Annotated in this window: 24 protein-coding genes; 15 read left to right on the top strand and 9 right to left on the bottom strand. The window is 63.6% G+C overall.

Annotated features, from left to right (window positions below; translation table 11 throughout):
* The first annotated feature begins 23 nt into the window (after positions 1 to 23).
* The 5 genes from NP552_RS13350 (at position 24) to NP552_RS13330 (ending at position 3,636) form a co-directional block, all read left to right on the top strand.
* Positions 24 to 1,418, top strand: coding sequence for a PhoH family protein (locus tag NP552_RS13350; protein ID WP_043861009.1), 1,395 nt, complete (start codon positions 24 to 26; stop codon positions 1,416 to 1,418).
* 97 nt (positions 1,419 to 1,515) lie between these two features.
* Complete coding sequence (gene moaC, locus NP552_RS13345; RefSeq protein WP_058540865.1) at positions 1,516 to 1,989, top strand: cyclic pyranopterin monophosphate synthase MoaC; 474 nt, start codon at positions 1,516 to 1,518, stop codon at positions 1,987 to 1,989.
* Positions 1,986 to 2,231: a MoaD/ThiS family protein gene (locus tag NP552_RS13340; protein WP_078479511.1), complete on the top strand. Its 246-nt coding sequence runs from the start codon at positions 1,986 to 1,988 to the stop codon at positions 2,229 to 2,231. The genes moaC and NP552_RS13340 overlap by 4 nt, the downstream gene beginning before the upstream one ends.
* A 1-nt stretch (position 2,232) precedes the next feature.
* Complete coding sequence (gene moaE, locus NP552_RS13335; RefSeq protein WP_043861012.1) at positions 2,233 to 2,679, top strand: molybdopterin synthase catalytic subunit MoaE; 447 nt, start codon at positions 2,233 to 2,235, stop codon at positions 2,677 to 2,679.
* Between the two features lie 177 nt (positions 2,680 to 2,856).
* Positions 2,857 to 3,636: an ABC transporter substrate-binding protein gene (locus tag NP552_RS13330; protein WP_043861013.1), complete on the top strand. Its 780-nt coding sequence runs from the start codon at positions 2,857 to 2,859 to the stop codon at positions 3,634 to 3,636.
* A gap of 28 nt (positions 3,637 to 3,664) precedes the next feature.
* Here the strand turns inward: NP552_RS13330 and NP552_RS13325 are convergent, their stop codons facing one another.
* The 5 genes from NP552_RS13325 to algW all read right to left on the bottom strand — a co-directional run bounded on the left by NP552_RS13325 (position 3,665) and on the right by algW (position 9,048).
* Positions 3,665 to 4,291, bottom strand: a complete 627-nt coding sequence (locus NP552_RS13325; RefSeq protein WP_254996648.1) for a helix-turn-helix transcriptional regulator — start codon at positions 4,289 to 4,291, stop codon at positions 3,665 to 3,667.
* 73 nt (positions 4,292 to 4,364) lie between these two features.
* Positions 4,365 to 5,309 carry an ornithine cyclodeaminase family protein gene (locus NP552_RS13320; protein ID WP_043861015.1) on the bottom strand — a complete coding sequence of 315 codons (945 nt, stop codon included), beginning with the start codon at positions 5,307 to 5,309 and terminating at the stop codon, positions 4,365 to 4,367.
* Between the two features lie 196 nt (positions 5,310 to 5,505).
* Positions 5,506 to 6,972 carry an ATP-dependent RNA helicase RhlB gene (gene rhlB / locus NP552_RS13315; RefSeq protein WP_043861027.1) on the bottom strand — a complete coding sequence of 489 codons (1,467 nt, stop codon included), beginning with the start codon at positions 6,970 to 6,972 and terminating at the stop codon, positions 5,506 to 5,508.
* Between the two features lie 102 nt (positions 6,973 to 7,074).
* Entirely contained in the window at positions 7,075 to 7,734 is a 660-nt protein-coding gene (locus NP552_RS13310; protein WP_043861016.1) for an alpha/beta hydrolase, read from the bottom strand.
* A gap of 156 nt (positions 7,735 to 7,890) precedes the next feature.
* Positions 7,891 to 9,048: a Do family serine endopeptidase AlgW gene (algW, locus tag NP552_RS13305; protein ID WP_043861017.1), complete on the bottom strand. Its 1,158-nt coding sequence runs from the start codon at positions 9,046 to 9,048 to the stop codon at positions 7,891 to 7,893.
* Positions 9,049 to 9,288: 240 nt separating this feature from the next.
* On the opposite strand from algW, the gene NP552_RS13300 reads away from it, so the two are divergent.
* The 3 genes from NP552_RS13300 (at position 9,289) to cysN (ending at position 13,017) form a co-directional block, all read left to right on the top strand.
* Positions 9,289 to 10,047 (top strand): Nif3-like dinuclear metal center hexameric protein, encoded by a 759-nt coding sequence (locus tag NP552_RS13300; RefSeq protein WP_043861018.1) that lies wholly within the window; start codon positions 9,289 to 9,291, stop codon positions 10,045 to 10,047.
* Between the two features lie 136 nt (positions 10,048 to 10,183).
* Positions 10,184 to 11,101 (top strand): sulfate adenylyltransferase subunit CysD, encoded by a 918-nt coding sequence (cysD, locus tag NP552_RS13295; RefSeq protein WP_058540870.1) that lies wholly within the window; start codon positions 10,184 to 10,186, stop codon positions 11,099 to 11,101.
* Positions 11,102 to 11,115: 14 nt separating this feature from the next.
* A complete protein-coding gene (cysN, locus tag NP552_RS13290) occupies positions 11,116 to 13,017 on the top strand; it encodes a sulfate adenylyltransferase subunit CysN (RefSeq protein ID WP_088515546.1) in 1,902 nt (633 codons plus the stop codon).
* 155 nt (positions 13,018 to 13,172) lie between these two features.
* On the opposite strand, the gene NP552_RS13285 is transcribed toward cysN, so the two are convergent.
* Positions 13,173 to 13,652: an Lrp/AsnC family transcriptional regulator gene (locus NP552_RS13285; protein WP_043861021.1), complete on the bottom strand. Its 480-nt coding sequence runs from the start codon at positions 13,650 to 13,652 to the stop codon at positions 13,173 to 13,175.
* Between the two features lie 127 nt (positions 13,653 to 13,779).
* On the opposite strand from NP552_RS13285, the gene NP552_RS13280 reads away from it, so the two are divergent.
* Entirely contained in the window at positions 13,780 to 14,976 is a 1,197-nt protein-coding gene (locus NP552_RS13280; protein WP_274096805.1) for a methionine gamma-lyase, read from the top strand.
* A gap of 25 nt (positions 14,977 to 15,001) precedes the next feature.
* Positions 15,002 to 17,683 carry an alpha-ketoglutarate dehydrogenase gene (gene mdeB, locus NP552_RS13275; protein ID WP_123752847.1) on the top strand — a complete coding sequence of 894 codons (2,682 nt, stop codon included), beginning with the start codon at positions 15,002 to 15,004 and terminating at the stop codon, positions 17,681 to 17,683.
* Positions 17,684 to 17,812: 129 nt separating this feature from the next.
* Here mdeB and NP552_RS13270 read toward each other — a convergent pair whose 3' ends face one another.
* Positions 17,813 to 18,244 (bottom strand): YhcB family protein, encoded by a 432-nt coding sequence (locus NP552_RS13270; protein ID WP_043862040.1) that lies wholly within the window; start codon positions 18,242 to 18,244, stop codon positions 17,813 to 17,815.
* A 137-nt stretch (positions 18,245 to 18,381) separates the two neighbouring features.
* Between NP552_RS13270 and NP552_RS13265 the strand changes: the two genes are divergently transcribed.
* The 3 genes from NP552_RS13265 to zapE all read left to right on the top strand — a co-directional run bounded on the left by NP552_RS13265 (position 18,382) and on the right by zapE (position 21,567).
* On the top strand, positions 18,382 to 19,017 hold the full coding sequence (locus tag NP552_RS13265) for an alpha/beta hydrolase (protein WP_058540873.1): 636 nt from the start codon (positions 18,382 to 18,384) through the stop codon (positions 19,015 to 19,017).
* A 24-nt stretch (positions 19,018 to 19,041) separates the two neighbouring features.
* Positions 19,042 to 20,391 (top strand): tryptophan--tRNA ligase, encoded by a 1,350-nt coding sequence (locus NP552_RS13260; protein WP_043862042.1) that lies wholly within the window; start codon positions 19,042 to 19,044, stop codon positions 20,389 to 20,391.
* An 81-nt stretch (positions 20,392 to 20,472) separates the two neighbouring features.
* Positions 20,473 to 21,567 (top strand): cell division protein ZapE, encoded by a 1,095-nt coding sequence (gene zapE, locus NP552_RS13255; protein WP_043862043.1) that lies wholly within the window; start codon positions 20,473 to 20,475, stop codon positions 21,565 to 21,567.
* An 87-nt stretch (positions 21,568 to 21,654) separates the two neighbouring features.
* On the opposite strand, the gene NP552_RS13250 is transcribed toward zapE, so the two are convergent.
* The gene (locus tag NP552_RS13250; protein WP_167400212.1) at positions 21,655 to 22,551 is read right to left on the bottom strand and encodes a GlxA family transcriptional regulator; all 897 of its coding nucleotides are present in this window, start codon (positions 22,549 to 22,551) and stop codon (positions 21,655 to 21,657) included.
* Between the two features lie 215 nt (positions 22,552 to 22,766).
* Positions 22,767 to 23,807, bottom strand: coding sequence for an NADP(H)-dependent aldo-keto reductase (locus NP552_RS13245; RefSeq protein WP_043862044.1), 1,041 nt, complete (start codon positions 23,805 to 23,807; stop codon positions 22,767 to 22,769).
* 247 nt (positions 23,808 to 24,054) lie between these two features.
* Between NP552_RS13245 and rplM the strand changes: the two genes are divergently transcribed.
* Together rplM and rpsI are read left to right on the top strand one after the other, a co-directional pair.
* A complete protein-coding gene (gene rplM, locus NP552_RS13240; protein WP_043862045.1) occupies positions 24,055 to 24,483 on the top strand; it encodes a 50S ribosomal protein L13 in 429 nt (142 codons plus the stop codon).
* A gap of 14 nt (positions 24,484 to 24,497) precedes the next feature.
* On the top strand, positions 24,498 to 24,890 hold the full coding sequence (rpsI, locus tag NP552_RS13235) for a 30S ribosomal protein S9 (RefSeq protein WP_043862046.1): 393 nt from the start codon (positions 24,498 to 24,500) through the stop codon (positions 24,888 to 24,890).
* Positions 24,891 to 25,107 lie beyond the last annotated feature (217 nt).

The raw sequence follows: 25,107 nt of genomic DNA, 5'->3' as shown, positions 1-25,107 counted from the left end.
GGCCCCTACAAAGGTGACCGAGTATGGATGATCAAGGACGTAACGTTTCTTCCAACCAGCCAATCCTTTACGTGCTCGATACCAATGTTCTGATTCACGATCCGAACGCCTTGCTGAATTTCGAGGAACACCACGTCGCGCTGCCGATGACCGTGCTCGAGGAGCTCGACAAACTCAAGACCGGCAAACACACGATCGCCGCCGAATGCCGCCAGGCCATTCGTCTGATCGACCAGACCCTGGGCGATGCCACGCCCGAGGATGTCGAGCAGGGCGTACCGATCCAGCGCGGCAAGAGCGGCCCCAAGGGCTTCCTGTCGATCCTGATGACCCCACGCGCCGAACCCAACCGGCTGCTGCCCGAACACCTCAACGACAACATCATCATCAACCAGTTGCTCGAGCTGCGTAGCCGGCGCAAGGAACTGGACGTGGTGCTGGTGACCAAAGACATCAACATGCGCCTCAAGGCCCGCGCCTGCGGTATCGCCGCCGAGGACTACAGTACCGATCAGCTGGTCGACGACGTTTCGTTGCTGCCCAAGGGCTACCATTCGGTCAGCGGCTCGTTCTGGGACCGCGTCAACAAGGTCGAGACCCGCCAGGAGCGCGGGCGCACCTGGCACCGCGTGCAGCTGGCCGACAACCTGCCGGCGGTTCACATCAACGAGTTCATCATCGACGAGCAGGGCTTCGTCGGCTGGGTCAAGGGCATCCGTGACAGCGAGTTGCTGCTGCTCGACCTGCATCAGGAGCCACTGCTGCACCAGGAAGCCTGGGGCCTGAAACCGCGTGACATCCATCAGGGCCTGGCGCTGTTCGCCCTGCTCGACCCCGACATCCACCTGGTCAACCTCACCGGTGCCGCAGGTTCGGGCAAGACCATCCTGGCACTGGCCGCAGCCATCGAGCAGACCATGGTCAGCAAGCGCTATCGGCGCATCATCGCCACCCGCAGCGTGCAGGGGCTGGACCAGGAAATCGGCTTCCTGCCGGGCACCGAAGCGGAAAAAATGGAGCCCTGGCTGGGGGCGATCACCGACAACCTCGAAGCCTTGCACATGGACGACGAGAACACCCATGGCAGCGTCGAGTACATCCTCGAGCGTGTGCCGTTGCAGTTCAAGTCGCTCAACTACATCCGCGGTCGCAGCTTCCAGCAGAGCCTGATCCTGATCGACGAATGCCAGAACCTCACCCCGCACCAGATGAAGACCATCATCACCCGTGCCGGGGCCGGTTCCAAGGTGATCTGCCTGGGCAACCTGGCGCAGATCGACACCCCTTACCTGTCCGCCACCAGCTCGGGCCTGACCTACCTGACCGAGCGCTTCAAGGACTTCCCCAACGGCGTGCACATCACCCTGCAGGGCGTGCCGCGTTCGGTCCTGGCCGAATACGCCGAATCCCACCTGTAACCCCTGCCACCGGGCGGCCTTGTGCCGCCCGGTTTTTTCCGCTGCCTAATGTTGACCCCTGGGTTTACAATCGGTGCTCCTGATCAGGAGTAACCCTGTGCTGACTCATCTCGATTCCCAAGGTCGGGCCAACATGGTCGACGTCACCGACAAAGCCGTCACCTCGCGCGAGGCGGTGGCCGAAGCGCGGGTGCGCATGCTCCCGCAAACCTTGCAGATGATCGTGGCTGGCGGCCACCCCAAGGGCGACGTGTTTGCCGTGGCGCGCATTGCCGGCATCCAGGCGGCGAAGAAGACCAGCGATCTGATCCCGCTGTGCCACCCGTTGATGCTCACCAGCGTCAAGCTCGAGCTGACTGGCGAAGGCGACGACACGGTGCATATCGTGGCGCGCTGCAAGCTGGCCGGGCAGACCGGCGTCGAGATGGAGGCCCTGACGGCCGCCAGTGTGGCGGCGCTGACGATCTACGACATGTGCAAGGCGGTGGACCGGGGCATGACCATCCACAGCGTGCGTGTGCTGGAAAAACTGGGCGGCAAGAGCGGGCACTACCAGGTGGAGGCGCCATGAACATCGACGTGGTGTATTTCGCGCGGTATCGCGAGGCGCTGGGCAGCGACGGCGAACGCCTCGACGGGCTGTTCGACAGCGTCGACGATGTGCGCAAGGCCCTGCTGGCACGCGGGGAGGGGTACGCGATGCTGGGCGAGCAGAACCTGATGTGCGCGCGCAACCAGGAGTTGTGCAGGCTCGAGGAGCCGGTGGCCGACGGCGACGAAGTGGCGTTCTTTCCGCCCGTGACCGGGGGCTGAGGTGGGCGTTCGAGTGCAGGCCGGCGCGTTCGACCCCGGCGCCGAGACCAATGCGATGCACGCGGCCAACGTCGGGGTGGGCGCGGTGGTGTCGTTTGTCGGCTATGTGCGCGACTTCAACGACGGTCGCGAGGTGGCGGGGATGTTCCTGGAGCATTACCCGGGCATGACCGAAAAGGCCCTGGCCAAGATCGTGCTGGAGGCCGAGCAGCGCTGGCCTTTGCTCAAGGTCGAAGTGCTGCACCGTATCGGCGCATTGCAGCCGGGTGAGCCGATCGTGTTCGTGGGGGTAGCCAGTGCGCACCGGCAGGCGGCGTTCCAGGCGTGCGACTTCGTAATGGACTATCTCAAGACCCGCGCGCCGTTCTGGAAGAAGGAGCAGACCGGCGAGGGGCCGCGCTGGGTCGAGGGGCGCCAGAGTGATGCGGACGCGGCGGGGCGTTGGTAGACGCCCCGCCGGCAAGGCTGGCTCCTGCAACGGTGCGGTGCCGCGAATCGGTTGAAAATTAATACACAAAAGTCCAGTATGGAATTATAAGTACAAAATAGTTCCAGGCTGCCTTGTGCCCGCCGCTTTTTCCTCTGTCTTGCAACACACCCCAACAACGAGCGAGAGAGACCGCTGATGAAAACCCCATCCCTGTTGGCTGCGCTGGCGTTGAGCCTGTTTGCCGCCGCCCCGTCGTTCGCCGCTGAAAAGACCCTGCGCATCGGTATCGAAGCTGCCTACCCACCGTTCGCGTTCAAGACCGCCGACGGCGCTATCAGTGGCTTCGACTACGACATCGGCAACGCCCTGTGCGCGCAGATGCAGGTCAAGTGCCAGTGGACCGAACAGGAATACGACGGCCTGATCCCGTCGCTCAAGGTCAAGAAGATCGACGCCGCCCTGTCGTCGATCACCATCACCGAAGACCGCAAGAAGTCGGTGGACTTCACCCACAAGTACTACTTCACCTCCGCACGCCTGGCCATGAAGGCCGGCAGCCAGGTCGATGACGACTTCGCCAACCTCAAGGGCAAGCGCATCGGCGTGCAGCGCGCGACCACCACCGACCGCTATGTGACTGCGGAACTGGTGCCCAAGGGCATCGAGATCGTGCGCTACACCAGCAACGAGGAAATCTTCATGGACCTGGTGGCCGGTCGCCTGGACGGTGTGTTCGCCGACACCATCCCGCTTGAACAGGGCTTCCTGGAGACGCCCAAGGGCAAGGGTTACGGGTTTGTCGGGCCAGAGCTGAAAGACCCCAAGTACGTGGGTGAGGGCGCCGGGATCGCGGTGCGCAAGGGCAACGCCGAACTGGTGGCCCAGCTGAACGCGGCCATCGACGCCATTCGCGCCAATGGCGAGTACCAGAAGATCCAGGCCAAGTACTTCAAGTCCGACATCTACGGCGACTGACCGTCGCCTGCCCGAGGCCTGAGTTCGTTCAGGCCTTGAGCTCCTTGAGGTGCTTGTACACCGTGGCCCGGCCCATGTTCAACACGTTGGCCACGTAGTTGGCGGCGCTCTTGCCGCGAAACGCACCCTCGGCATGCAGGGCCAGCACCAGTTCGCGCTTGTGGTCGCGATTCAGGTTGCTCAGTGCCAGCTGGCGCTCGCGCAGCCAGCTGTTGAGAAACGTGTTGATGCGCTCCTGCCAGTCATCGCGAAACAGCGCGTCGGGCTGGGCGATCAGCCGGGTGGGCGAGAGAAACAGGTCCAGCGCCGCCTTGGCGTTTTCGAACATCGAGATGTTCAGGTTGATGCACAGCACGGCCTGCGGCTTGCCCTGGCCGTCGCGCAGCACGGTGCTGAGCGAGCGGATCTTCTGCCCGTCCCAATTGAGCTTTTCGTAGGGGCCGATGTTGGTTTCGTCGGTACCTGCCTCGAACATGTCTTCCAGGGCCGCATCGTCGCCGATCTCGCGCTTGGACAGGTTGTTGGCGATGTAGTCGATTTTCTGGCTGCGCAGGTCGTGCAGCACCACCTCGGCGTGGGGGAAGAACAGCGTGGCGATGGCGTCGGCAATCGCGCGAAAGTTGCTCAGGGCGGGGTCGTGGGGCGGTATCGGCATGCAGGCGGGCTCCAGGCGGTGTCAGCGCCCTAGGCGAAGGGCGCTGGGAGTGTGCCGCAAACGCGGGCGGGCGTCACCCGTGCAGGCGGTACAGGGCGTTGGCCAGGGCGATGTCTTCCAGGCCCAGGCCGATGGAGCGGAAGAAGGCATGGCGCTGGTAGGTCGGGCGCGGCGCCTGCTCGCTGAGCAACTGGGCCAGGTCGCCGATGATGGCGTCGGCCTGCCAGCCGTGCTGCTCGCTGGCGATGCGCATCTCGCCGGCCGAGCCGGGGGTGGTCAGGCGGTAGTCGCAGTACACGTCCATGTCGGTCAGGCACTCGGGCGGCACTTCGTGGGCGCGTACCGCGTTGGTGCTGATCGAGGTGATCAGGGCCGGCTTGCTCAGCTGGCGCGGGTCGATCACAGGCTTTGCCGACGAGGTGCACAGCATGATCACGTCGGCGTCGTGCAGTGCTGATTGCAGGTCGTCCACCAGGCTCAGGCGCGGGTCGAGTGCACCGAGGGCTTCGCGCTGCTCGGCGCTTTTATCCTTGAGGCCTGGCGAGTGCAGGCGGATGTCCTGCCAGTCGCGCACGCCGCGTACATAGTGCAGGTGGGCCTGGGCGATGGGGCCGCTGCCGATCACGGTCAGGCGCCTGGCGCTGGTGGGGGCCAGGGCGTCGACCGCGACGGCGGTGGTGGCAGCGGTGCGTGCGGTGGTCAGTTCACCGGCGTCGCACAATAGCAGTGGCTGGCCGCTGTCCATGGACATCAGCAATGTCCAGGCGGTGATCAGCGGCGCGCCTTCGCGCACGATGTAGGGCGAGGTCTTGACGCCGTAGACGCGGTCTTCGGCGAGCACCCCGCCGTAGTTGATGAAGTCGCCCCTGCCGGCCGGGAACTCCACCAGCTGTTGCGGCGGCTGCACGGCCTGGCCGGCGGCCAGGTCACGGAACAGCTTGCGCAGGATCTGCGGCACGTCCACCTGCGCGAGCAGTTGGCGGGCCAGGGGCTGGTCGATCACGCGTGGGGTAGACATGCGGCGCTCCATTTGAACTATTTTGTCTATTATGGACAAATAGTTTAATTGCGCCAACCCTATCGCGGGTCGAGCCCGCCCCCACAATCATTACTGTTGTCGCTGTGGGAGCGGGCTTGACCCGCGATGAGCCAGCCCGGTCAACGCAAAAAAAAACGCAGCCGGCGAGGGCTGCGTTTTCTGTCCATCAATCGACTCAGTGATGCTTGCGCGCCACCGGCTTGAGCAGCTCGGTCGGCGGGGTCTCGCAACTGATCTTGCGCCCCAGCAATGCCTCGATACCCGGCAACTGGTACGAATCGTCCTCACCGGCGAAGCTGATCGACACGCCACTGGTACCCGCACGGCCGGTACGGCCGATACGGTGCACGTAGTCGTCCGGGTCTTCGGGCAGGGTGAAGTTGATCACGTGGCTGATGCCGTCGATGTGGATCCCGCGACCGGCCACATCGGTGGCCACCAGCACGGTGACCCGGCCTTCGCGGAAATTCTCCAGGGTCTTGATGCGCTTGTGCTGCGGCACATCGCCCGACAATTGCGCGGCATTCACGCCGTCACGCACCAGGCGCTCCTCGATACGGCGCACCTCGTCCTTGCGGTTGGCGAACACGATGACCCGCTCCCACTTGTTCTCGGTCACCAGGTTGTACAGCAGCTTGTACTTGTCGGCACCGGCTACCGCATACACATGCTGCTCGACGGTTTCGCTGGCAACGTTCTCCGGCTCGATCTCGACGATGGCCGGGTCGGTGGTCCACTGTTGCGCCAGGTTCATCACGTCTTCGGTGAAGGTGGCCGAGAACAGCAGCGTCTGGCGCTCGCTCTTGGGCGGGGTCTGGCGGATGATCTGGCGAACCTGCGGGATGAAGCCCATGTCGAGCATGCGGTCGGCTTCGTCCAGCACCAGCACCTCGACCATGTCCAGGTGCGCTTCACCGCGCTGGTTGAAGTCCAGCAGGCGACCCGGGGTGGCCACCAGGATGTCGCAGTGGCGTGCCTCAAGGGCCTTGAGCTGCTTGTCGAAGTCCATGCCACCGACGAACGTCATCACGTTCAGGCCGGTGTACTTGGTCAGCTCGGCGGCGTCCTTGGCGATCTGCACCACCAGTTCGCGGGTAGGGGCAATGATCAGCGCCCGCGGCTCGCCCATGTAGCGCTCTTTGGGCGGCGGGGTCTGTTGCAGCTGGCTGATGATCGAGATCAGGAACGCGGCGGTCTTGCCGGTGCCGGTCTGGGCCCGGCCGATCGCATCCTTGCCACGCAGGGTGAAGCCCAGTACTTCGGCCTGGATCGGCGTGCAGTACGGGAAACCCAGGTCGTGGATGGCATGCATCAGCTCGGGCGAGAGCTTGAAGTCGTGGAAGCGGGTCTTGCCCTCTTGCGGTTCCACCACAAAGTCTTCCAGTTTCCAGGTGCTGGCCTGGGGTTTTGGCTTGCGCTCGCGGCGCGGCTTGGCCTCGACCGGTTTGCTCGCCGGTTGCTCCAGGGGTTTTTCCACCGGCTTTTCGGCGCGCGCTGGCGCGGCGGCTTCGGTCTGAGCCTTGAGCGGCGCGGCGGGAGCCGGGGCCTTGGGTGCTGCGGGCGGCTGCACGGTAGCAACGCTTTCGGTGGCGAGTTGCTCAACCTCGCTCTTTCCGAACATCTTCTTGAGTGCTTTGAGCACGGTCATCTCATCAATTGGTTAAGGAATGTACGCCGGCCAGTGTAATGCAAGATTCGGGCGCGGCGTAGTGGATTGCTCCGACAACTACAGGCAAGGCGTTTTTTAGCGCAGACGCTCGATCAGCCAGGCGCCGATGTCCTGGATTTCCTCGGGCAGCACGGCGTGTTCCATCGGGTATTCCTTCCACTGCACGGTGACGCCCCAGCTGTTCAGGTACTCGAAGGCGGCACGCCCCATGGACGGGATGACCACCGGGTCGTACACGCCGTGCAGGCACAGCGCGGGAATGCGCTGCTGGCTGGCGCTGAGCACGGTGCTGTCGGTGAAGGTCGGGGCGTAGGTGGAAAGGGCCATTACCCCGCCCAGCGTCTCCTGCCACTTTACATAGGCGGTGTGCAGAACCACTGCACCGCCCTGGGAGAAGCCGGCCAGGATGATGCGCGACAGGGCGACGCCCTTGGCCTGTTCCTGCTTGATCAGGTCGATGACTGCCTGTGCCGAGGCGTCGAGTTGCGCTTCGTCGATGGCGCGTGCACCCGGCGTCAGCGCCTTGATGTCGTACCAGCTGGGCATGGCGTAGCCATTGTTGATGGTGACTGGCTGGGTGGGTGCCTGCGGCATCACGAAGCGCGTGCTCAGCAGCACTTCCTGCAGGGCTTCGGCCACCGGCATGAAGTCATAGCGGTCGGCGCCCAGGCCATGCAGCCAGATGACACAGGCGTCGGCGGTTTTCTGGGGTTCGAGAATCAGGGGATTGGTCATGACTGCTCCGAAAAAGTGCACGCAGGCCGGGGTGCGTGCTTGAAGAAAGGCATCGCTGGCGTTGCGTGCAAGGCTGTCACAGAACAGTCGGTTGTGCCAATCACCCGCCGCACGCAGTGCTGCGCCGATGCGGCGTCAGGCCGGCGCGGCCAGGGGTCAGTCCTCTTCCTTGGGCGCGGGTGCAGGCGGTGGACGCAGGCCGATCTCGGCGATCAGCTTCAGCGGCTTGCCGTTGCGCACCACTTCGATGGCCACCTTGTCGTTGGGCTTGATCCGCGCCACCTGGTTCATCGAGCGCCGGCCATCGCCGGCCGGTTCGCCATTGATGCTCAGAATCACGTCACCCAGCTGCAGGCCGGCCTTCTGCGCCGGCCCGTCGCGGAAGATGCCCGCCACCACGATGCCTGGCCGGCCCTGCATGCCGAACGACTCGGCCAGCTCCTGGCTCAGCGGTTGCACCTCGATACCCAGCCAGCCGCGAATCACCTGGCCATGCTCGATGATCGACTTCATCACCTCCAGCGCCAGCTTGGTGGGGATGGCGAAGCCGATGCCCTGCGAGCCGCCGGACTTGGAGAAGATCGCGGTGTTGATGCCGGTCAGGTTGCCATTGGCATCCACCAGCGCGCCACCGGAGTTGCCCGGGTTGATGGCCGCGTCGGTCTGGATGAAGTCTTCGTAGTTGTTCAGGCCCAGCTGGTTGCGCCCGGTGGCGCTGATGATGCCCATGGTCACGGTCTGGCCGACGCCGAACGGGTTGCCGATGGCCAGCGCCACATCACCGATGTGGATGTTGTCCGAGCGCCCGATGGTGATCGAGGGCAGGTTCTTGAGGTCGATCTTGAGCACGGCCAGGTCGGTTTCCGGGTCGCTGCCGATCACCCGTGCCAGGGTCTCGCGGCCGTCCTTGAGCGCCACCACGATCTGGTCGGCGCCGGAGGTCACGTGGTTGTTGGTCAGCAGGTAGCCCTCCGGGCTCATGATCACCGCCGAGCCCAGGCTCGATTCCCAGCGCCGCTGCTTGGGCAGGTTGTCACCGAAGAAGCGGCGGAACTGTGGGTCTTCGAACAGCGGGTGCGCGGTCTTGTTGACCACCTTGGTGGTGTACAGGTTGGCCACTGCGGGGGCCGCATTGCTCACCGCATCGGCATACGACACGGGGCCCTGCATCAGCCGCGTGGTCTGCGGCGCCTGCTGCAGGTTGACGTCCTGGCTGGGCAGGCCGACCCATTGGGGAAATTGCTGGATGACCAGCAGGGCGATCAGTACGCCGGTGACCAGTGGCCAGGCAAAGTAACGCAGAGCCTTGAACATGAGATGGATCCTGGGAGGTGGCCAGAGCCGATGCCGCAGTGGGGAGTAGATGAACGCGCGCGATCATACTGCGGCAAGGCCCGTGCAGGAACTGCTAAATCACGTCGAGCCATGACGGTCATGGCGCCGCGCCCCCGGGCAGTTGCCGTCGGTTTCCCCAAAAACGGTCGACGGCTCATAATGGCGGCCATTATACGAGGCCTTGTGCCACGCTGAACCGCTGAATTGAGGAGTCTTTGCATGGCTGTTGCCCTGAGCACCCTGGTCGAGGAAGCCGATCGCTACCTTGGCAGCGCAAAAATCCAGGACTACTGCCCCAACGGCCTGCAGGTCGAGGGCAACCCGCAGGTGTCGCGCATCGTCACCGGCGTCACCGCCAGCCAGGCATTGCTGGACGCTGCGGTCGAGGCGGGCGCCGACCTGGTGCTGGTGCACCACGGCTATTTCTGGAAGGGTGAGAACCCCTGCATCACCGGCATGAAGCAGCGCCGCCTCAAGACCCTGCTCAAACACGACCTGAGCCTGCTGGCCTACCACCTGCCGCTGGACCTGCACCCCGAGGTGGGCAACAACGTGCAGCTGGCGCGCCAGCTGGACATCACCGTCGAGGGCCCGCTGGACCCGGCCAACCCGCGGGTGGTGGGCCTGGTGGGCTCACTGGCCGAACCGATGTCGGCGCGGGATTTCGCGCGCAAGGTCAGCGACGTGATGGGCCGCGAGCCGCTGCTGATCGAAGGCGACGAGGTCATTCGCCGGGTGGGCTGGTGCACCGGCGGCGGCCAGGGCTACATCGACCAGGCGATTGCCGCAGGGGTCGACCTGTACTTGAGCGGCGAGGCGTCGGAACAGACTTTCCACAGTGCTCGCGAGAACGGCATCAGCTTCATCGCCGCCGGCCACCACGCCACCGAGCGTTACGGGGTGCAGGCGCTGGGCGATTACCTGGCACGTCGATTCGCTCTGGAACACCTGTTCATCGACTGCCCGAACCCGATCTGAGGCTAAAACGCCAAGGCATATTCTTATACTGTTTCGTTCTAGTAGCCTGCCTAAATAGAATCGGGTGCTGTGATAAAGTGGCCCGCTCGAACACGGCCCGCTGGCCGTCCATAAGATTGATTTTCCGTGAGTAGCCATGGTCGACAAGCTGACGCATTTGAAACAGTTGGAGGCGGAGAGCATCCACATCATTCGTGAGGTGGCCGCCGAGTTCGACAACCCGGTGATGCTGTACTCGATCGGCAAGGATTCGGCCGTGATGCTGCACCTGGCACGCAAGGCCTTCTTCCCGGGCAAGCTGCCGTTTCCGGTGATGCACGTCGACACCCAGTGGAAATTCCAGGAGATGTACAGCTTCCGCGACAAGATGGTCGAGGAAATGGGCCTGGAGCTGATCACCCACGTCAACCCCGATGGCGTTGCCCAGGGCATCAATCCGTTCACCCACGGCAGTGCCAAGCACACCGACATCATGAAGACCGAGGGCCTCAAGCAGGCGCTCGACAAGCACGGCTTCGACGCCGCCTTCGGTGGCGCGCGGCGCGACGAAGAGAAGTCGCGGGCCAAGGAGCGCGTGTACTCGTTCCGTGACAGCAAGCACCGCTGGGACCCGAAGAACCAGCGCCCAGAGCTGTGGAACGTGTACAACGGCAAGGTCAACAAGGGCGAGTCGATTCGCGTGTTCCCGCTGTCGAACTGGACCGAGCTGGATATCTGGCAGTACATCTACCTCGAAGGCATCCCGATCGTGCCGCTGTACTTTGCAGCCGAGCGCGAAGTGATCGAGAAGAACGGCACCCTGATCATGATCGATGACGAGCGCATCCTGGAGCACCTCTCGGATGAAGAGAAGGCTCGCATCGTCAAGAAGAAAGTGCGTTTCCGTACCCTTGGCTGCTACCCGTTGACGGGCGCGGTGGAGTCGGAGGCCGAGAGCCTGACCGACATCATTCAGGAAATGCTCCTGACGCGCACTTCCGAGCGCCAGGGCCGCGTCATCGACCACGATGGCGCAGGTTCCATGGAAGACAAGAAACGTCAGGGCTATTTCTAAGTTAGGGTCAGACCATGTCGCACCAATCCGAATTGATCAGCGAGGACATCCTCGCCTACCTGGCCCAGCACGAACGCAAGGAACTGCTGCGCTTCTTGACCTGCGGTAACGTCGACGACGGCAAGAGCACCCTGATCGGGCGCCTGCTGCACGACTCCAAGATGATCTACGAAGACCATCTGGAAGCCATTACCCGCGATTCGAAGAAAGTCGGCACCACCGGTGACGACATCGACCTGGCATTGCTGGTCGACGGCCTGCAGGCCGAGCGCGAGCAGGGCATCACCATCGATGTGGCCTACCGCTATTTCTCCACGGCCAAGCGCAAGTTCATCATCGCCGATACCCCGGGCCACGAGCAGTACACCCGCAACATGGCCACCGGTGCGTCCACCTGCGACCTGGCGATCATCCTGGTGGACGCGCGCTACGGCGTGCAGACCCAGACCCGCCGGCACAGCTACATCGCTTCGCTGCTGGGCATCAAGCACATCGTCGTGGCCGTGAACAAGATGGACCTCAAGGGCTTCGACCAGGACGTGTTCGAAGGCATCAAGGCCGACTACCTGAAGTTTGCCGAAGCCATCAACATGACCCCCAGCAGCCTGCACTTCGTGCCGATGTCGGCGCTCAAGGGCGACAACGTGGTCAACCGCAGCGAGCGTTCGCCGTGGTACACCGGCCCTGCGCTGATGGAAATCCTCGAAACCGTGGAAGTGGCGGCCGACCGCAACTTCACCGACCTGCGTTTTCCGGTGCAGTACGTCAACCGTCCCAACCTGAACTTCCGTGGCTTTGCCGGCACCCTGGCCAGCGGCGTGGTACACAAGGGCGACGAGATCGTGGTGCTGCCGTCGGGCAAGAGCAGCCGCGTGAAGTCCATCGTCACCTACGAAGGTGAGCTGGAGCAGGCCGGCCCGGGCCAGGCCGTGACCCTGACCATGGAAGACGAGATCGACATCTCCCGTGGCGACCTGCTGGTGCATGCCGACAACGTCCCGCCGGTGACCGACCAGTTCGACGCCATGCTGGTGTGGATGGCCGAAGAGCCGATGCTGCCGGGCAAGAAATACGACATCAAGCGCGCCACCAGCTACGTGCCGGGCTCGATTGCCAGCATCGCCCACAAGGTCGATGTGAACACCCTGGAACAGGGCGCTGCGAGTGCGTTGCAGCTCAACGAGATCGGCAAGGTCAAGGTGAGCCTGGACGCTCCGATCGCGCTGGACGGCTACGACAGCAACCGCACCACCGGCGCGTTCATCATCATCGACCGCCTGACCAACGGCACCGTGGGCGCGGGCATGATCATCGCGCCACCGGTACTGCCTCACGGCAGCACCGGCCAGCATGGCAGGCAGGCCCACGTGACCACCGAGGAGCGTGCCTTGCGCTTCGGCCAGCAGCCGGCCACCGTGCTGTTCAGCGGCCTGTCGGGCGCGGGCAAGAGCACCCTGGCGTATGCCGTTGAGCGCAAGCTGTTCGACATGGGCCGTGCGGTGTACGTGCTCGATGGGCAGAACCTGCGCCATGACCTGAACAAAGGCCTGCCGCAGGACCGTGCCGGGCGTACCGAGAACTGGCGTCGTGCTGCGCATGTGGCGCGTCAGTTCAACGAAGCGGGCTTGCTGACCCTGGCCGCGTTCGTGGCACCGGATGCCGAAGGCCGTGAACAGGCCAAGGCGCTGATCGGCAAGGAGCGCTTGCTGACCGTTTACGTCCAGGCTTCGCCGTTGGTGTGCCGTGAGCGTGATCCGCAGGGGCTGTACGCGGCCGGTGGCGACAACATCCCGGGCGAGAGCTTCCCGTATGACGTGCCGCAGGATGCGGACCTGGTGATCGACACCCAGAGCGTTGGCGTGGAAGAGGGCGTCAAGCAGGTACTGGAACTGCTGCGCAAGCGTGGCGCGATCTAAGCGCTGCTGCTGAATGAAAAGCCCGCGATGGTGAAGGCCATCGCGGGCTTTTTTGTGGCGGCTGGCCGCTTCGCCGGCAAGACCGGCTCCTACGGTGAGCGCAAGGCCATGCAGGAGCAGGCCTTGCCGGGGAAGTGCCCAGCGGACACGCCGCTTCAAATATGCTTCTGTGCCACCGGAATCACCCGCTTCTCCTTCACCGCCTTGAACGAGAAGCTCGAATAGATCTCCTTCACCCCCGGCAGCCGCTGCAGTACCTCGCGGGTGAACTCGCCGAACGACTCCAGATCCCGCGCCAGAATCTCCAGCAGGAAGTCATAGCGCCCGGAGATGTTGTGGCACGCCACGATTTCGGGGATATCCATCAGCCGCTGCTCGAATGCCCGGGCCATCTCCTTGCTGTGCGAATCCATCATGATGCTGACGAAGGCGGTCACTCCGAAGCCCAGTGCCTTGGGTGACAGGATGGCCTGATAGCCGGTGATGTAGCCCGACTCCTCCAGCAGCTTGACCCGCCGCCAGCACGGCGAGGTGGTCAGGGCGACGCTGTCGGCGAGCTCGGCCACGGTCAGTCGGGCATTGTCTTGCAGCGCGGCCAGCAGTGCGCGGTCGGTACGGTCGATGGCGCTAGGCATGTCTTGCCCTCCATAGCCTGTTCTTGTTGTTTTTATGTCAGTGAGCGGCGCTTTTCGTAGGCGTATTTGGAAAAATTTAAGCCGGTCTGTGGAATAAGCTTATAACAAACCACAAGAGGCGGTTGCCATGCACGGCTCCAACAAGCTCCCAGGATTTGCCACCCGCGCCATTCACCATGGCTACGACCCCCAGGACCACGGCGGCGCACTGGTGCCACCGGTCTACCAGACCGCGACGTTCACCTTCCCCACCGTGGAATACGGCGCTGCGTGCTTTGCCGGCGAGCAGGCCGGGCATTTCTACAGCCGCATCTCCAACCCCACCCTCAACCTGCTGGAAGCACGCATGGCCTCGCTGGAAGGCGGCGAGGCCGGGCTGGCGCTGGCCTCGGGCATGGGGGCGATCACGTCCACGCTATGGACACTGCTGCGCCCCGGTGACGAGGTGCTGCTGGGCAACACCCTGTACGGCTGCACCTTTGCCTTCCTGCACCACGGCATCGGCGAGTTCGGGGTCAAGCTGCGCCATGTGGACATGGCCGACCTGCAGGCACTGGAGGCGGCCATGACGCCGGCCACCCGGGTGATCTATTTCGAGTCGCCGGCCAACCCCAACATGCACATGGCCGATATCGCCGGCGTGGCGAAGATTGCACGCAAGCACGGCGCGACCGTGGTGGTCGACAACACCTACTGCACGCCGTACCTGCAACGGCCACTGGAGCTGGGCGCCGACCTGGTGGTGCATTCGGCCACCAAGTACCTGAGCGGCCATGGCGACATCACTGCTGGCATTGTGGTGGGCAGCCAGGCACTGGTGGACCGTATACGTCTGCAGGGCCTCAAGGACATGACCGGTGCGGTGCTCTCGCCCCATGACGCCGCACTGTTGATGCGCGGCATCAAGACCCTCAACCTGCGCATGGACCGCCACTGCGCCAACGCTCAGGTGCTGGCCGAGTTCCTCGCCCGGCAGCCGCAGGTGGAGCTGATCCATTACCCGGGCCTGGCGAGCTTCCCGCAGTACACCCTGGCCCGCCAGCAGATGAGCCAGCCGGGCGGCATGATCGCCTTCGAACTCAAGGGCGGCATCGGTGCCGGGCGGCGGTTCATGAACGCCCTGCAACTGTTCAGCCGCGCGGTGAGCCTGGGCGATGCCGAGTCGCTGGCGCAGCACCCGGCAAGCATGACTCATTCCAGCTATACCCCAGAGGAGCGTGCGCATTACGGCATCTCCGAGGGGCTGGTGCGGTTGTCGGTGGGGCTGGAAGACATCGACGACCTGCTGGCCGATGTGCAACAGGCACTCAAGGCGAGTGCCTGAACCCGTCACGGATGAGGTCAATGCAATGGTGGCAATGATGAACCTTGTGCCTGGCGACGGCGTGCCCGGTGACAGCGACCCTGGCGAAACTGCAGAGTGGCTGGAGGCGCTGGAGTCGACCCTGGCGCACTGCGGCCCGGCCCGCGCGCGGTTTCTGCTCGAACAGTTGGAGGCGCATGCCCGCGAACTGGGCCTGGAGCGTGGTGCCCAGCCGTACTCGGCGTACCGCAACACCCTGTCGCTCGAACATCAGGGCGCCTACCCGGGCGATCTGGAACTGGACGAGCGCATCACCAGCATCCTGCGCTGGAATGCCCTGGCGATGGTGGTGCGTGCCAACCATGCCTACGGTGACCTGGGCGGGCACATCGCCAGTTACGCTTCGGCCGCAGAGATCTTCGAGGTGGGGTTTCAGCATTTTTTTCGCGGCGAGGAGGGCGGCGAGCAGCGCACGGCCGACCTGGTGTTCTTCCAGCCGCACTCGGCGCCCGGCATCTATGCCCGGGCCTTTCTTGAAGGGCGCCTGAGCGAGGCTCAGCTGGCCAGCTATCGGCAGGAGGTCGCAGGCGATGGCCTGTGCTCCTACCCGCACCCGTGGCTGATGCCCGACTTCTGGCAGTTTCCCACCGGGTCGATGGGCATCGGCCCGCTAAACGCCGTGTACCAGGCGCGCTTCATGCGCTACCTGCAGCACCGCGGCCTGGCCGATACCGCGCAGCGCCATGTGTGGGGCGTGTTCGGCGATGGCGAGATGGACGAGCCCGAATCCATCGCCGGGCTGACGCTGGCGGCCCGTGAGCAACTCGACAACCTGACCTTCATCGTCAACTGCAACCTGCAGCGCCTGGATGGTCCGGTGCGTGGCAATGGCCAGATCATCCAGGAGCTGGAGTCGCTGTTCAGCGGCGCCGGCTGGAACGTGATCAAGGTGTTGTGGGGCTCGGAATGGGATGCGCTGTTTGCCCGCGACAGCGAGCACGTGCTGCTGCGCCAGCTGGCGGCAACCCCCGACGGCCAGTTCCAGACCCTGGGGGCCAATGACGGCGCCTACAACCTCGAACACTTCTTCAACCAGCACCCGGCCTTGCAGCGCCTGGTCGAGCACATGAGCTCGGCCGAGATCAACGCGCTCAAGCGCGGTGGCCATGATTTTCGCAAGCTGTATGCCGCCTTTGCCGCCGCCAAGGCGTGCAAGGGCCGGCCGACGGTGATCCTGGCCAAGACCAAGAAGGGCTACGGCATGAGTGCGGCCGGCGAGTCGCGCATGACCGCGCACCAGGCCAAGAAGCTCGACGTGCAGGCGCTGCTGGCCTTCCGTGACCGCTTCCACCTGCCCTTGAGCGATGCGCAGGTGGAGCAGTTGCAGTTCTACCGGCCGGACGAAAACAGCCGGGAGATGCGCTACCTGCGCGAGCGGCGCAATGCCCTGGGCGGCAGCCTGCCGTCGCGGCGGCCCCAGGCGCGCACGCTGCCGGTACCGGCGCTGGAGGTGATGGGCGGTTTTGCGCTGCACGCCGAGGGCAAGGAGATGTCCACCACCATGGCTGCGGTGCGCATGCTCGGTGCCTGGCTCAAGGCCCCGGAACTGGGGCCGCGGGTGGTGCCGATTGTCGCCGATGAAGCGCGCACCTTCGGCATGGCCAGCCTGTTCCGGCAGATCGGCATCTACTCGCCCCATGGGCAGCGTTACGAACCCGAAGATGCCAGTTCGCTGCTCTCCTACAGGGAGTCGCGCGATGGTCAGTTGCTGGAGGAGGGCATCACCGAGGCCGGGGCCCTGTCGTCCTGGGTAGCGGCGGCCACCTCCTATGCGGTGCATGGCGAGCCGATGTTGCCGGTGTACATCTATTACTCGATGTTCGGCTTCCAGCGGGTCGGCGACCTGATATGGGCGGCGGCCGACCAGCGTGCACGTGGCCTGCTGCTGGGGGCCACGGCAGGGCGCACCACCCTGGGCGGCGAAGGCTTGCAGCACCAGGATGGCTCGAGCCTGGTGATGGCGGCCATGGTGCCCAACTGCCGCGCCTGGGAGCCGTGCTTTGCCGGCGAACTGGCGGTGATTCTGGAACACGCGGCGCGGCGCATGTTGGTGGAGCAGTGCGACGAGTTTCACTATGTGGCGGTGATGAATGAAAGTTATCCACACCCCTCCCTGCCACCTGAGGCACATGCGGCAGTGTTGCGCGGGATGTACCGGTTTGCCGAACAGCCGGTGGAGCATGCCCTGGGGCGGGTTCGCCTGCTGGGCTCCGGGGCGATCCTGCGCGAGGTGATCGCCGCGAGCGAGCTGCTGGCGGCGGACTGGGGCATCGCCAGCGAGGTGTTCAGTGTGACCAGCTTCAGCGAACTGGCGCGTGATGCACGGGATGTGCAGCGCGGGCAGCGTCTGGGGCTGGGTGGCAGCAGCCATCTGGCGCAATGCCTGGTGGGAGATGCGCCGGTGATTGCCGCAACTGACTATGTACGTGCCTGGCCGCAATTGATTGCCGAGTACGTGCCGGCGCCGTACGTGACGCTGGGCACCGACGGCTTCGGGCGCAGCGATACGCGCCAGCGGTTGCGCCAGTTCTTCGAGGTGGACCGCTTCAGTGTGGTGCTGGCCAGCTTGCAGGCGCTGGTGGATGACGGGCTGCTGGAGGTCGATGTGATGGCGCAGGCACGGGCCAGGTATCCGGCGCTGGATGCGGCGGGGCCCTGGTATCGTTGATGTGAGGGGATGAAAAAAGGGGCCGGTGATCGGCCCCTTTTTTCTTTGTGTAAGATGGTTGGGTGTGGCATTCGCCGGCAAGGCCGGCTCCAGCAGGAGCGCGCCATGCCAGTGACGGGGCCGCTGCGATCAGCGCTTGAGCCCGTAATGCTCATCCAGCATGCCCGGGGTGTTCGGTGCCTTGGGCGCGTAGTCGCGTGGCACTTCGGTGTCCTTGGGCGGGGTCAGACGGTCACGCGGGCCCTGCGCCTCGGAGTGCAGTGCGGCCAGCAGGCGCTGACGGGTCTGTTCGTCCAGGGCCAGACGGTTGGCGCCTTCGGCCAGGTGGTCCTGCACTTCCTGGTAGCTCTGGGTCAGCTTCTTGACCAGCGCCGCGGTGCTGTTGAAATGGGTCACCACTTCACTCTGATAACTGTCAAAACGTTCCTGGATATCGTCCAGCTGCCGCTGGGTGCTGCTCGGGGCGGCATTGGGCAAGAGGCGGGCGACCAGGAAACCAACGACTACACCCACTACCAGGGCCAGGGTCGGCAACAACCAAACTAAGAGCGAGAGTTCCACGAGTCCTTCCTCTATAAACGGCTTTGCTTTACGTTAACGGCTCGGACCTGCGCTGTATACCGCGAGCGATCGCAAATATCTCAGACAGAATCATCAGCTAGACGAGTCGACCCCTCCAGAGGTCACGGAGTTCACCCTTGCTTATCCGCGAAACCCCCGTATTCATCGATGGCCCGGCTGGCCAGCTGGAAGCCCTGTACCTGGACGTGGCAGACCCTCGCGGCATCGTCCTGCTGTGCCACCCCAACCCCGTGCAGGGCGGCACCATGACCAACAAGGTGGTGTCGATGCTGCAGCGCACCGCACGCGATGCCGGCTACATCACCCTGCGCTTCAACTACCGCGGTGTAGGCCAGAGCGCTGGCAGCCATGACATGGGCAGCGGCGAAGTCGACGATGCACAGGCCGCTGCAACCTGGCTGCGCGAAAAACATCCCGAATTACCTTTGACGCTGATGGGCTTCTCCTTCGGCGGCTTCGTCGCGGCCAGCCTCGGCGGCCGGCTCGAAGCCCAGGGCGTCACGCTCAAGCACCTGTTCATGGTAGCCCCGGCGGTGATGCGCCTTGGCGGTACCGACGGCCTGCCGCAGGCCGGTGCCTTGAGCGTGATCCAGCCCGAAACCGACGAGGTGATCGATCCGCAGATCGTCTACGCCTGGTCCGATGCACTGGCGCGCCCCCATGAGCTGCTGAAAGTGGCAGAATGCGGTCACTTTTTTCACGGCAAGCTGACCGACCTCAAGGATCTGGTGCTGCCACGCCTTTCGAACTGATACAAGCCTGATAAGCGATTACCCATGACCACTCGTATCCTTACCGGTATCACCACCACGGGCACGCCGCACCTTGGCAACTATGCCGGTGCCATCCGCCCGGCGGTCCTCGCCAGCCAGCAGCCGGGCGTCGACTCGTTCTACTTCCTGGCCGACTACCATGCGCTGATCAAGTGCGACGACCCGCAGCGCATCCAGCGCTCGCGCCTGGAAATCGCCGCCACCTGGCTGGCCGGCGGCCTGGACCCGGAACGCGTGACCTTCTACCGCCAGTCCGACATTCCCGAGATCCCCGAGCTGACCTGGCTGCTGACCTGCGTGGCGGCCAAGGGCCTGCTCAATCGCGCGCATGCCTACAAGGCCTCGGTGGACAAGAACCTGGAAAGCGGCGAAGACCCGGATGCGGGCGTGAGCATGGGCCTGTACAGCTATCCGGTGCTGATGGCGGCGGACATCCTGATGTTCAATGCCAACAAGGTGCCGGTGGGGCGCGACCAGATCCAGCACGTGGAAATGGCCCGTGATATCGGGCAGCGCTTCAACCACCTGTTCGGCCAGGGCAAGGACTTCTTCGCCATGCCCGAGGCGCTGATCGAGGAAAGCGTGGCCACCTTGCCGGGCCTGGACGGTCGCAAGATGTCCAAGAGCTACGACAACACCATCCCGCTGTTCACCAGTGCCAAGGAGATGAAGGACGCGATCTCGCGCATCGTCACCGACTCGCGCGCGCCGGGCGAGGCCAAGGACCCGGACAACTCGCACCTGTTCACCCTGTTCCAGGCCTTTGCCACCGCCGAGCAAGCCGAAGCCTTCCGCAGCGAGCTGCTGCAGGGGCTGGGTTGGGGCGAAGCCAAGCAGCGCCTGTTCCAGCTGGTCGACGGCCAGTTGAGCGCGCCGCGCGAGCATTACCACCAGCTGATTTCCCGCCCGGCGGACCTGGAGGATATTCTTCTGGCCGGCGCGCAGAAGGCCCGCAGGATCGCCACGCCGTTTCTTGAGCAACTGCGCGAAGCAGTGGGCCTGCGCTCGTTCCGCAGCACGGTTCAGGTCAGCGGTGAAACCAGGAAGAAGGCGGTCAAGGCGGCACGCTTCGTGAGCTTCCGTGAAGAGGACGGCAGCTTCCGCTTCCGCCTGCTGGCAGCCGACGGCGAGCAGTTGCTGCTGTCGCGCAGCTTTGCCGATGGCAAGGCGGCCGGCGCGGTGAGCAAGCAGTTGCAACTGGGCCAGCCGCTGGATGTACGTGACGAAGGCCTGGGCTTCAGCCTGTGGCTGGAAGGCGAGTGCGTGGCCGACGGCCCGCAGTTCGCCGATGCCACGGCGCGCGATGCCGCCATCGAGAGCCTGCGCGCTGCCTTGCAGCCCCAGCAGGACTGACCGTCAATCGCAAGTCTGATTGCCATTACCCGGGGCCGTCGCTACAGTGACGGCCCGCTTTTGTTGCCTTGCTAACGAATTATGACGCCCCTAGAACGATATCAAGCAGATCTGAAACGTCCCGAATTCTTCCATGACGCGGCGCAGGAAACAGCGGTGCGTCACTTGCAGCGCCTGTACGACGACCTGGTCGCGGCGCACAACAGCAAGCCGGGTGTGTTCGGCAAGCTGTTCGGCAGGAAAGAGCAGGCGCCCGTCAAGGGCCTGTATTTCTGGGGTGGGGTAGGGCGCGGCAAGACCTACCTGGTCGATACGTTCTATGAGGCGCTGCCTTTCCCGCAGAAGGTGCGTACGCACTTCCACCGCTTCATGAAGCGCGTGCACGAGGAAATGAAGACCCTCAAGGGCGAGAAGAACCCGCTGACCATCATTGCCAAGCGGTTCTCCGACGAGGCGCGGGTGATCTGCTTCGACGAGTTCTTCGTGTCCGATATCACCGACGCGATGATCCTTGGCACCCTGATGGAGGAGCTGTTCAAGAACGGCGTGACCCTGGTGGCCACCTCCAACATCGTGCCGGACGGCCTGTACAAGGACGGCCTGCAGCGTGCGCGCTTCCTGCCGGCAATTGCCCTGATCAAGCAGAACACCGACATCGTCAACGTCGACAGCGGCGTGGACTATCGCCTGCGTCACCTGGAGCAGGCCGAGCTGTTCCACTTCCCGCTGAATGAAGCGGCCCACGAGAGCCTGCGCAAGAGCTTTCGCGCATTGACGCCGGAATGCACCCAGGCGGTGGAAAACGACGTGCTGATGATCGAGAACCGCGAGATCCGTGCGCTGCGTACCTGCGACGACGTGGCCTGGTTCGACTTCCGCGAACTGTGCGACGGCCCGCGCAGCCAGAACGACTACATCGAACTGGGCAAGATCTTCCATGCGGTGCTGCTCAGCGGCGTGGAGCAGATGGGCGTGGCCACCGACGATCTGGCGCGTCGCTTCATCAACATGGTCGACGAGTTCTACGACCGCAACGTCAAGCTGATCATCTCGGCTGAAGTGGAGCTCAAGGACCTGTACACCGGCGGGCGCCTGAGCTTCGAGTTCCAGCGTACCCTGAGCCGCCTGCTGGAGATGCAGTCCCACGAGTTCCTGTCGCGGGCACACAAGCCTTAAATCGCGTCACTGCTGTCGCGGCTCACGCCCGTTCCCACAGAGGTTTGCAGCGAACCTGTGGGGGCGGGCGTGACCCGCGATAGGCCCTCAGGCCTCCTGCATGAATTGCTGCCGATACTGGTTAGGCGACAGCTCCGTGTGCTGTCTGAACAATCGCGCAAAAAAGCTGGCGTCGTCATAGCCCACCTCGTAGCTGATGGTCTTGATGCTCTTGCGCGTCCCCGACAGCAAGCCCTTCGCCGTCTCGATCCGCAGCCGTTGCAGATAATGCAGCGGCTTGTCCCCCGTCGCACTCTGGAACCTGCGCATGAAGTTGCGGATGCTCATGCCATGGTTGCGTGCCACGTCCTCGAAACGGAACTTGTCGGCGAAGTGTTCCTCCAGCCACTGCTGGATCTGCAGGATGATCAGGTCCTGGTGCAGCTTCTGTCCGCCAAAGCCCATACGCCCCGGGGTGTAGTTGCGTTGCACCTCGTAGAGGATGTCGCGGGCCACGGCCTGGGCCACGTTGGCCCCGCAGAAGCGCTCGATCAGGTAGATGTACAGGTCGCAGGCCGAGGTGGCGCCGCCGGCGCAATAGAGGTTGTCGGCATCGGTGAGGTGCTTGTCCTGGTTCAGCGACACCTTCGGGAAGCGTTCGGCGAACTGGCCGAAGAAGCGCCAGTAGGTGGTGGCCTCCTTGCCATCGAGCAGGCCGGCCTCGGCCAGCCAGAACACGCCGCTGGCCTCGCCGCACAGCACCGCGCCTCGGGCATGCTGCTCGCGCAGCCAGGGCAGTACCTGGGGGTAGCGCTGGCACAGGGCATCGAAGTCGTCCCAGAACGCCGGCAGGATGATCACGTCGGCCTGCTCGAGGCCGCTGTCCACCGGTAGCTGCACGCCGCTGAAGCTCTGCACGGGCAGCCCGTCGGGGCTCACGAGGCGGGTTTCGAACATCGGTTGCAGGCCCAGGCCCAGTTGCTTGCCATAGCGCAGGCTGGCCAGGTGGAAGAAATCCTTGGCCTGCATCAGGGTCGATGCGAATACCTTGTCGATGGCCAGGATGCTGACGCGCCGCAGCGATGCGGTAGGTTGGGTAAACATCATTGTCGTTATTCTTATAGGGTAGAGTGGTCAATCACCGGCTGGATCGTCTTATTTTTTGGCGATTGTGTCTACCCTCGGTTCCCGCAGCGGGCTGCGGGAACCGTTGCAGCGCTTTACGGGGCGGGGTTGGGCTGGTCCTGGTGGATCGCATCGATGGCGGCCAGCAGCTCGTCACCGAGCTTCAGGCTGGCGCTTGCCAGGTTGCTGTCCAGTTGCGCCAGCGAGGTGGCGCCGATGATGTTGCTGGTCACGAACGGCTGCTGGGTCACGAAGGCCAGGGCCATCTGCGCCGGGTCCAGGCCGTGCTCGCGGGCCAGGGCCACATAACGGCTGCACGCGGCGACGGTCTGCGGGTTGGAATAGCGCGAGAAGCGGTTGAACAGGGTCAGGCGGCCGTTTTCCGGGCGCGCGCCGTTCTCGTACTTGCCCGACAGCATGCCGAAGGCCAGCGGCGAGTAGGCCAGCAGGCCGCACTGCTCGCGGATGGCGATTTCCGCCAGGCCCACTTCGAAGCTGCGGTTGAGCAGGTTGTACGGGTTCTGGATCGAGACCGCACGGGGCCAGCCGCGGCTTTCGGCCAGTTGCAGGAACTTCATGGTGCCCCACGGGGTTTCGTTGGACAGGCCGATGTGGCGGATCTTGCCTGCCTTGACCTGCTCGTCGAGCACTTCGAGGGTTTCTTCCAGCGGCGTGAAGTGGTCCTGGGGCAGGTGCTGGTAGCCCAGCTTGCCGAAGAAGTTGGTGCTGCGCTCGGGCCAGTGCAGCTGGTACAGGTCGATCCAGTCGGTCTGCAGGCGCTTGAGGCTGGCGTCCAGGGCCGCCACGATGTGCTGGCGGTTGTGCTTGAGCTGGCCGTCGCGAATGTGGCTGATGCCGTTGCCGGGGCCGGCCACCTTGCTGGCCAGGATCCAGTCGGCGCGATCGCCGCGCTGGCTGAACCAGTTGCCGATGATCTGCTCGGTGGCCGAGTAGGTTTCCGGGCGCGGTGGCACCGGGTACATCTCCGCGGTATCGATGAAATTGATCCCGGCCGCCTTGGCCCGTTCGATCTGGGCGAAGCCCTCGGCCTGGTCGTTCTGCTCGCCCCAGGTCATGCTGCCCAGGCACAATGCACTCACGTTGAGGTCGGTGCGACCCAGCTGGCGATACTCCATGACGATCTCCACGGCAAAAGAAGCATAAAAGCAGGTTGATATTTTTTCTGCAATCTGGATAATTCTGCACCTCTCTCAGCAGTGGAAGTGATGCCCCGCCGCCGAAGAATCTTGCCGAGTATTGGACGTGCTGACCCGAGCCCCCGATAGCGTCCGTATCCGGCTGCCTTTGACCTTGTCAAAGTACGCACTATTCAGTAAGATCTGCCGTCTTAAAATTGCGGGACGGCCCCTGAGGCTATAAAGAATGAAAACTTTTACTGCTAAACCGGAAACAGTAAAACGCGACTGGTTCGTCGTTGACGCTGCTGGCAAGACCCTGGGTCGTCTGGCCACTGAGATCGCGAGCCGTCTGCGTGGCAAGCACAAGCCAGAATACACCCCTCACGTTGACACCGGCGACTACATCGTCGTGATCAATGCCGAGCAGGTACGTGTTACTGGTGCCAAGACTTCGGACAAAATGTACTACTCCCACTCCGGTTTCCCGGGCGGCATCAAGGAAATCAACTTCGAGAAGTTGATCGCCAAAGCGCCTGAGCGCGTGATCGAGACCGCGGTAAAGGGCATGCTGCCTAAAAACCCGCTGGGTCGCGACATGTACCGTAAGCTGAAAGTCTATGCGGGCGCTGTACACCCTCATACTGCTCAGCAGCCCCAAGAACTGAAGATTTAACGGAATAGTTCATTATGTCGGCGACTCAAAATTACGGCACTGGCCGTCGCAAGACTGCAACCGCACGCGTTTTCCTGCGTCCGGGTACTGGCAGCATCTCCATCAACAACCGCTCCCTCGAGACCTTCTTCGGTCGTGAAACCGCGCGCATGGTAGTTCGCCAGCCGCTGGAACTCACCGAAACCACCGAGAAGTTCGACATCTACGTCACCGTCATCGGTGGTGGTGTCAGCGGTCAAGCGGGCGCTATCCGTCACGGTATCACCCGTGCACTGATGGACTACGACGAAACCCTGCGTGGCGCTCTGCGCAAAGCTGGCTTCGTTACCCGTGACGCTCGTGAAGTCGAGCGTAAGAAAGTGGGTCTGCGTAAAGCACGTAAGCGTCCTCAGTACTCCAAGCGTTAATTCGCTTCGGCGTTCAAAAAAAGCCCGGTTCCTGGTGGAACCGGGCTTTTTTTATGTCTTGAATAAAAGGGGCTGCCGACCCTGTGTGACAACTTGCCGCATAGACGCAGGTCAAGTGCTATAAGGGATACAGCCTTTATGCCGGGTAATAACCTTGTCTTCGATGGGTCTTTTCATTACCATGCGGCAAATTTTTAGCAGTTCGAAATTTATTTTT

Source organism: Pseudomonas sp. 8209 (assembly GCF_028682105.1).
Lineage (GTDB): Bacteria > Pseudomonadota > Gammaproteobacteria > Pseudomonadales > Pseudomonadaceae > Aquipseudomonas > Aquipseudomonas palmensis.
This window is presented reverse-complemented; position numbering and strand designations above follow the sequence as displayed.

Bases quoted from the DNA above. Each gene is read 5' to 3' on its own strand.
- NP552_RS13350 (WP_043861009.1), top strand. From the start codon at position 24: ATGGATGATCAAGGACGTAACGTTTCTTCCAACCAGCCAATCCTTTAC.
- NP552_RS13340 (WP_078479511.1), top strand. From the start codon at position 1,986: ATGAACATCGACGTGGTGTATTTCGCGCGGTATCGCGAGGCGCTGGGC.
- NP552_RS13330 (WP_043861013.1), top strand. From the start codon at position 2,857: ATGAAAACCCCATCCCTGTTGGCTGCGCTGGCGTTGAGCCTGTTTGCC.
- NP552_RS13325 (WP_254996648.1), bottom strand. From the start codon at position 4,291: ATGCCGATACCGCCCCACGACCCCGCCCTGAGCAACTTTCGCGCGATT.
- NP552_RS13320 (WP_043861015.1), bottom strand. From the start codon at position 5,309: ATGTCTACCCCACGCGTGATCGACCAGCCCCTGGCCCGCCAACTGCTC.
- NP552_RS13310 (WP_043861016.1), bottom strand. From the start codon at position 7,734: ATGACCAATCCCCTGATTCTCGAACCCCAGAAAACCGCCGACGCCTGT.
- algW (WP_043861017.1), bottom strand. From the start codon at position 9,048: ATGTTCAAGGCTCTGCGTTACTTTGCCTGGCCACTGGTCACCGGCGTA.
- NP552_RS13300 (WP_043861018.1), top strand. From the start codon at position 9,289: ATGGCTGTTGCCCTGAGCACCCTGGTCGAGGAAGCCGATCGCTACCTT.
- cysD (WP_058540870.1), top strand. From the start codon at position 10,184: ATGGTCGACAAGCTGACGCATTTGAAACAGTTGGAGGCGGAGAGCATC.
- cysN (WP_088515546.1), top strand. From the start codon at position 11,116: ATGTCGCACCAATCCGAATTGATCAGCGAGGACATCCTCGCCTACCTG.
- NP552_RS13285 (WP_043861021.1), bottom strand. From the start codon at position 13,652: ATGCCTAGCGCCATCGACCGTACCGACCGCGCACTGCTGGCCGCGCTG.
- NP552_RS13280 (WP_274096805.1), top strand. From the start codon at position 13,780: ATGCACGGCTCCAACAAGCTCCCAGGATTTGCCACCCGCGCCATTCAC.
- mdeB (WP_123752847.1), top strand. From the start codon at position 15,002: ATGGTGGCAATGATGAACCTTGTGCCTGGCGACGGCGTGCCCGGTGAC.
- NP552_RS13260 (WP_043862042.1), top strand. From the start codon at position 19,042: ATGACCACTCGTATCCTTACCGGTATCACCACCACGGGCACGCCGCAC.
- zapE (WP_043862043.1), top strand. From the start codon at position 20,473: ATGACGCCCCTAGAACGATATCAAGCAGATCTGAAACGTCCCGAATTC.
- NP552_RS13245 (WP_043862044.1), bottom strand. From the start codon at position 23,807: ATGGAGTATCGCCAGCTGGGTCGCACCGACCTCAACGTGAGTGCATTG.
- rplM (WP_043862045.1), top strand. From the start codon at position 24,055: ATGAAAACTTTTACTGCTAAACCGGAAACAGTAAAACGCGACTGGTTC.
- rpsI (WP_043862046.1), top strand. From the start codon at position 24,498: ATGTCGGCGACTCAAAATTACGGCACTGGCCGTCGCAAGACTGCAACC.